At 59.3% G+C, this 6213-nt stretch carries 6 protein-coding genes; 1 reads left to right on the top strand and 5 read right to left on the bottom strand.

Going from position 1 to position 6213, the window contains the following annotated elements; genetic code table 11:
• A partial coding sequence (locus QD461_RS24535) for an acetyl-CoA C-acyltransferase (RefSeq protein WP_414090067.1) occupies positions 1-727 on the top strand: 727 nt, incomplete at its 5' end.
• 476 nt (positions 728-1203) lie between these two features.
• Here the strand turns inward: QD461_RS24535 and QD461_RS24530 are convergent.
• The 5 genes from QD461_RS24530 to QD461_RS24510 form a co-directional block, all read right to left on the bottom strand.
• Positions 1204-1980, bottom strand: coding sequence for an IclR family transcriptional regulator (locus tag QD461_RS24530; protein ID WP_414090066.1), 777 nt, complete (start codon positions 1978-1980; stop codon positions 1204-1206).
• A 36-nt stretch (positions 1981-2016) separates the two neighbouring features.
• Positions 2017-2955: a 3-keto-5-aminohexanoate cleavage protein gene (locus tag QD461_RS24525; protein ID WP_414090065.1), complete on the bottom strand. Its 939-nt coding sequence runs from the start codon at positions 2953-2955 to the stop codon at positions 2017-2019.
• Positions 2956-3039: 84 nt separating this feature from the next.
• Positions 3040-4311 carry an MFS transporter gene (locus QD461_RS24520; RefSeq protein WP_414090064.1) on the bottom strand — a complete coding sequence of 424 codons (1272 nt, stop codon included), beginning with the start codon at positions 4309-4311 and terminating at the stop codon, positions 3040-3042.
• Positions 4312-4341: 30 nt separating this feature from the next.
• Entirely contained in the window at positions 4342-5343 is a 1002-nt protein-coding gene (locus tag QD461_RS24515) for a branched-chain amino acid ABC transporter permease (protein ID WP_414090063.1), read from the bottom strand.
• Between the two features lie 5 nt (positions 5344-5348).
• Positions 5349-6212 carry a branched-chain amino acid ABC transporter permease gene (locus QD461_RS24510; protein WP_414090062.1) on the bottom strand — a complete coding sequence of 288 codons (864 nt, stop codon included), beginning with the start codon at positions 6210-6212 and terminating at the stop codon, positions 5349-5351.
• Between the last annotated feature and the right edge of the window lies 1 nt (position 6213).

Here is a 6213-nt window from a genome sequence, read left to right as displayed (position 1 = left end):
CTTCTACGGCTACCACATGGGCATCACGGCGGAAAACGTCGCCCGCCAGTGGCAGCTTTCCCGCGAGGAGCAGGACCAGTTCGCCGTTTCCTCGCAGAACAAGGCGGAAGCCGCCCAGAAGGCGGGGCGCTTCAAGGATGAGATCGTCCCCTTCACGATCCAGACGCGCAAGAGCGAAGTAACCGTCGATGCCGACGAATATATCCGCCATGGCGCGACGCTGGACGGCATGGTGAAGCTGCGCCCGGCCTTCGACAAGGAAGGCACCGTGACTGCCGGCAACGCCTCCGGCCTGAATGACGGCGCGGCTGCTGCGGTGCTGATGACCGAGGCGGAAGCCTCGCGCCGCGGCATTCAGCCGCTCGCGCGCATCGTTTCCTGGGCAACGGCTGGCGTCGATCCGCAGATCATGGGCACCGGCCCCATTCCGGCATCCCGCAGGGCTCTGGAAAAGGCCGGCTGGTCCGTTGGCGATCTCGATCTGGTCGAGGCCAACGAAGCCTTTGCTGCCCAGGCTTGCGCCGTCAACAAGGATCTCGGCTGGGATACGTCGATCGTCAACGTCAATGGCGGCGCGATTGCCATCGGTCATCCGATCGGCGCGTCCGGCGCGCGCGTTCTCAACACGCTGCTGTTCGAAATGAAGCGCCGCGGCGCCCGCAAGGGACTTGCCACGCTGTGCATCGGCGGCGGCATGGGTGTTGCCATGTGCTTCGAGGCGCTTTGACGCAATTCATGGTGGGCTTGTTGCCTGATATGCCGGAAGCGGCTCACCGCCGCTCCTCGAAGCAATCAGCCAGCACGTTTCAAGGGGCATGTGGTCGGATTGGCAAAAACACCTATCCGCCCGTGGGCCAGCTTGTTGATCAGCGACCGTAGATAGACCCACGAAACGAGCAGCTCTTCCGTCGGCTCCTAGCGGACGACAAGCTGTTGCCGTTGCTCGACGCCCTCCGACAGCTTAACGCCGCAGTCCATCTTGCGGCATTTTCCTTACTCCACCCATGCTTGCCGATTGCGCTTCTGCACGACGAGCAGCCATACAGTGGAGATAGAGCCACGGACCAATCCATGGCCCCAATCCTTCCATCGCCGAACTTGGAATAGACCGCAGGCAAGATGCGCGAGAGCCGGTTGAACACGGCCTTGACGGTCAGAAACACCCCGCCCTTCCTGACGCTGCCGCCACCGGTGTAACTTCCCTCAATTCGCCCGGAAAATCTCCAGCGCGACTATTAGTGCGAGCGTGCGGCTCAGTTCATTGATGAGTAGCTTCTCGTGCGAATGAAATCGTGCGCTCGGGGTCGGCACCGAGATAGCGTAGAGGTCTCCCTGAAGGTCGTAGAAGGCCGCGCCGACCGCCGAAATTCCGTCGGTGTGCTGGTCTCGGTCGAACGCAATTCCGGTAGATCGGATCATCTCGATCTCCGCCTTATAGGTCCGAAGGGCTGCCGCATTCTCCGCAATGGAAGGCTGCTCCTCCTGGAGGCGGGCGAGAATTTGCGTGTCGCTCAGCTTGGCAAGGCAAGCCTTGCCGTTGGCCGTGTCGCAGAGCGGAAAGTTCTCCCCAACGAACGAAACGGTCCGCAGCCGATGCGTGCCCGGGATTTGATCGACGAATACAAGCCGCTTCGATCTGAACACGGCAAGATCGACTGTCTCCTTGGTCCTTCGTGCCAGCTCGACCAGATACGGCCGCAGCATTTCGAGGACATCAATCCGCGCCGAATCCGCCAGAGCACCGATCTCCGGGCCAAGGCGAATGCCCCGGTCCGGACTTGCCGCAATCACGAGCCGCTCAGTCTGCAGCGCCCCGACGATACGCTGAACAGTCGAGCGTGGCAGATTGACGCGATCGGCAATCTGCCCAAGACTCAAGCCGTCACTTTCGTTCTTCAAGCTCCTGAGGATCGCTGCTGCTCGCGCGATCACCTGGATGCCGGAACGGCTGTCATCGTTGCTCTTTACCGCGTCAGTCATGAATCGAACCTCGACCTCTTTTGGCCCGTACCTTAGTCAGAACCCAACCTGATCGCCACCCTTCAGGCCCAGGATTTGACGGGCCTCAGCCGGGGTCGCGACCTCATGCCCAAGTTCTTGAAGGATCGCCTTTATCTTGCCAACCTGCTCCGCATTGGAATTTGCGAGCTTTCCGCGTCCGATATAGAGCGAGTCTTCAAGTCCGACGCGGACAGAACCGCCAAGCATGGCCGATTGCGTCGCAAATGGCATCTGGAACCGACCCGCGGCTAAGACGGACCAACGGTACTGATCGCCGAAAAGACGGTCTGCGGTTCGTTTCATGAACATGAGATTGTCCAACTCGGGGCCGATCCCACCCAGAATGCCGAAGATCATCTGAACGAAGAACGGGCCTTTGACGAGCCCACGATCAACGAAGTGAGCAAGATTGTAGAGATGGCCGACGTCGTAGCACTCGTGCTCAAACTTGGTGCCGTGCTCCTCTCCAAGGATTTTGAGGATACGCTCGATGTCCCTGAAGGTGTTTCTGAAGATGAAATCGTCCGTGCCGCGCAGGTAAGGCTCCTCCCAATCGTATTTCCAGTTGGAATACCGATCCGCCAGCGGATAGATGCCGAAGTTCATCGACCCCATGTTGAGCGAGCACATTTCCGGCTTGGCGATCAGCGGGGCGGCGAGACGATCTTCGACGGTCATGTTCAGTCCGCCGCCGGTGGTGATGTTGATCACGGCGTCGGTCGACTGCTTGATGCGCGGCAGGAACTGCATGAACACGGCCGGATCGGGTGTCGGCCGGCCATCTTCGGGATTGCGGGCGTGCAAATGGAGAATGGAGGCGCCGGCTTCCGCGGCCTCGATAGACTGGCGGGCGATATCTTCCGGCGTGAATGGGAGCGCGTCTGACATTGTGGGCGTGTGAATGCCCCCGGTCACTGCACAGGTGATAATAACTTTTTTGGACAAGTCAGCCATGTCGGTTCCTTTCGATGAGCGGATTGCCGCTCCTGCTGTATTGCAGGCACGGGGCGAACGAGGCGCCCCGTGCCGTCGCTTGCGCTATGACCGCTGCACAGCCTCACTGGCGTTGTCGCTATCCGGCAGCAAGGTGCGAGCACCCCTGGTTTCCGGGAGAAAGAGCATGGTCACGCCAGCCCCAAGGAAACCAATCGCGCAAAGTCCTATCCCCATTGCCAGCCCATAACGCGTTCCGACCTGGCCCAGCACGAATGGGGCGAATGCGGAGATGCCCCGGCCGACGTTGAAGCAAAAGCCTGCCCCTGTCCCACGCACCCGGGCAGGATAGAGTTCCGGAAAGTACGATCCAAACGGACCAGCATAGGCAAAGAAGATCGCCAATAGCGGGCCCATCCAGAACAACAAATTGTTGTCATGGATCGACGCGTAGATCGGCAACATGATCGTCGCGCCTGCAAAGCAAATCAGAAGCGATGTGCGGCGGCCGATCTTGTCGGCAAGAAAGCCAAAAATCTGGTAGCCGACGAACATGCCTACGTTGAGCATGATAATGAAAATCGTCATATGGCTGGCATCCAGGCCGCGCTCCTGCACCAGATAGGTCGGTAGCCACGTGTTTGTGCCCCAGTAGCCGACCAGTGCGCAGCTCGCTGCGATAGTGCCAAGGATTGTCTTCCGCCGGAGCTCAGCTGAGAAGATCTCGGCAATCGAGGCGCGTTGCTTGGTGGCCGCCCGTGCAGCCTTCTTCCTTTCCTCTGCCCAGACCTGCGATTCCGGAACGAAGAACAAGATATAGATGACGGTGATGATTGCGCCGCCACCGCACAGGAACAGGATCCGCCACCCCCAGTTCGGCATGATGGAATGTGCAAGAACCGCTGCAATGCCAAAGCCGATCGGCCATGCGCTCAATACGAACGAAATGACCCTGCCACGCAGATGCTTCGGCCACGTCTCGTTGATAAAGGCTGCGGCAACGCCCCAAACCCCTCCAAGCCCAAGGCCGGCGATAAATCGGAGAATGATCAGGTCCGTCCAGCCGCGCGCCAGAGCCGCCGCTGCGGTAAACAGGCCAAACACGAGCAGGCTGATGATCAGCGCCTTTCGGCGGCCGTAATTGTCCGAGTACCAGCCGATGACGACGCTGCTCAAGCCAACGCCGATCATGCCGGCCGTTCCCAAAAGCCCGGCGTCTGCCAAGCTTAGATTCCACTCCTTGATGATGAGCGGCAAGGCGAGCGCCAGTAACATGAAGTCCATGGCATCGAATGCGTAACTGGCGAACGAGGCAGCCATGACATGCCATCGGCTTGGCGCGCCCACGGCGTCGATATGTTCATTGGAAACTCTCAAGACAAAGACCTCTCGTTCCGTATTTAAAATCTATTGGAAAATGACGCGCCGGCGGATGGGCACGAGCGAGACGCCGGTGCGCTCGCTCAAGGTCCCCCAGATGCCGCGCGGCGCCTTGAGCATGATCACGATGGCAAGTGCGCCCAAGATCATCAGATAGGTGGTCCCCAGATCCGCGAGCGTCTCGCGCAGCAGAAAGAAGACGATCGTGCCGATGATAGGGCCCTCTATCGTGCCAATGCCTCCAATGACCGCAATGAAGATCACATAGGCCGTCCAGTCGTTCACGCTGAAGGCTGCATCCGGGGAGATGCGAAGCTTCTGCAGGAAGATGAACGATCCGACCATGGTGGTGAGGCCAGCGACGCTGACATAGACCGTCATCTTCGTGCGCCAGGAATTGATGCCCAGGCTCTCGGAGGCAATCTCGCTGTCCCGCAACCCTGTCAAAGCCAGTCCGGCCTTCGAGCGTAGCAGAACCACCACGAACAACACCGATGCGACCGCGAGCGCGAGGCCAGTCCAATAAATGAGGATTTCGCGCCATTCTCTGCTGCTCGCGATCCCCGTAATGACGGAGGTGGGCAGGCTCGATCCCGAGCCGCCGCCGAGCGAAGAAATCTGGGCAAACGATAGTCGCAGCACTTCTGCAAACACCCAGCTTCCGATTGCGAAATACGCGCCATGAAGCCGAAACAGCAAGGTCCCGATTGGAACGGCAATGACCGCCCCAAGGACACCGGCCAAGAGGATAGCGGCGAGCGGATCCAACCCTAAGAAAATCGCGAGCGCAAACAGCATGTATCCGCCGAAACCGACGAAGGCTTGCTGGCCGACGGATACGAGACCGCAATAGCCTGAGAGCAGATTCCAAAGGCTGGCCAGAGCCAGGAACGAGAACATCTCGCCAAGCAGTCTTATATTGGCTCGGCCGGTGAGCCATGGTGCGGCGACCAACCCGATGAGAACCAGGCATGCGACGATCGATGTCGCATGACTGGCAGGGGTAAAGCGTTCGATGCGGAAGCTCATCTTTGTCAATCCATTTTCGGGAAAAGGCCGCGTGGGCTAAAGGCCAGCACAATGAAAAAGACGATGTGCCCGGCGAGGATTTGCCATCCAGGCGAAATCTGGGCACCGATGGCCTGAGCGACACCCAGCACGATGCCGCCGGCGAGCGTTCCCCAGAGATTGCCGAGGCCCCCGATGATGACCGCCTCAAAACCAAAGATCAGTCTTGTCGGGCCTGAGGAAGGATCGAAGTTCGTGCGGATGGCAAGGAATATGCCCGCGATCGCGACCACGCCGAGGGAGAGTGCCATCGCCATTCCAAAGATGTGGCGACGGTCAATCATCATCAGCTGCGCCACCTCACCATCATCGGATGTGGCACGAAATGCACGACCAAGCGACGTGTGAAAGAAGATCCGATCGAGGCCGAAGATCACCAGGATCGAGACAACGAACATCAGCAATGGCAGGACACCAATTGTGAGCCCCGAAAAGGCATCGAAGCTGGCGGTTTCCAGGGGACCCGCCGGCAGGCGACGACTGTCGGCTGTGAACCCCAGCAGCAGCCCGTTCTGCAACAGAACGGAAATCCCGAAAGTCACCAATAGCGGCGGGAGGAGATCCTTGCCGATTGTCGGATTGAGCAGGAACCGCTGAAGCGCATAACCAATGAGTGCCATGATCGGAACGACCAACAGAGCCAAGGCGAGTGGATGCAAGCCGGTGGCCTGCACAACGACCAGAGCGACGTAAGCGGCCAGCACGATAAGATCGCCATGTGCGATATTGACCAGCCGCATAACGCCGAAGATCAAAGAGAGGCCAGCCGCGAAGAGCGCGTATAGTCCGCCGAGCAGTATTCCCTGAATGATGGCGTTGATCCAATCCATG

The sequence above is a fragment of the Rhizobium sp. BR 314 genome, assembly GCF_047445805.1.
In the GTDB taxonomy this organism is placed as follows: domain Bacteria; phylum Pseudomonadota; class Alphaproteobacteria; order Rhizobiales; family Rhizobiaceae; genus Rhizobium; species Rhizobium lusitanum_B.
The sequence above is the reverse complement of the archived record's forward strand: the minus strand, read 5'-3'. Positions and strand labels throughout refer to the sequence as shown.

Coding starts and splice junctions, on each gene's coding strand:
- QD461_RS24530 (WP_414090066.1), bottom strand. CDS start 1,980: ATGACTGACGCGGTAAAGAGCAACGATGACAGCCGTTCCGGCATCCAG.
- QD461_RS24525 (WP_414090065.1), bottom strand. CDS start 2,955: ATGGCTGACTTGTCCAAAAAAGTTATTATCACCTGTGCAGTGACCGGG.
- QD461_RS24515 (WP_414090063.1), bottom strand. CDS start 5,343: ATGAGCTTCCGCATCGAACGCTTTACCCCTGCCAGTCATGCGACATCG.
- QD461_RS24510 (WP_414090062.1), bottom strand. CDS start 6,212: ATGGATTGGATCAACGCCATCATTCAGGGAATACTGCTCGGCGGACTA.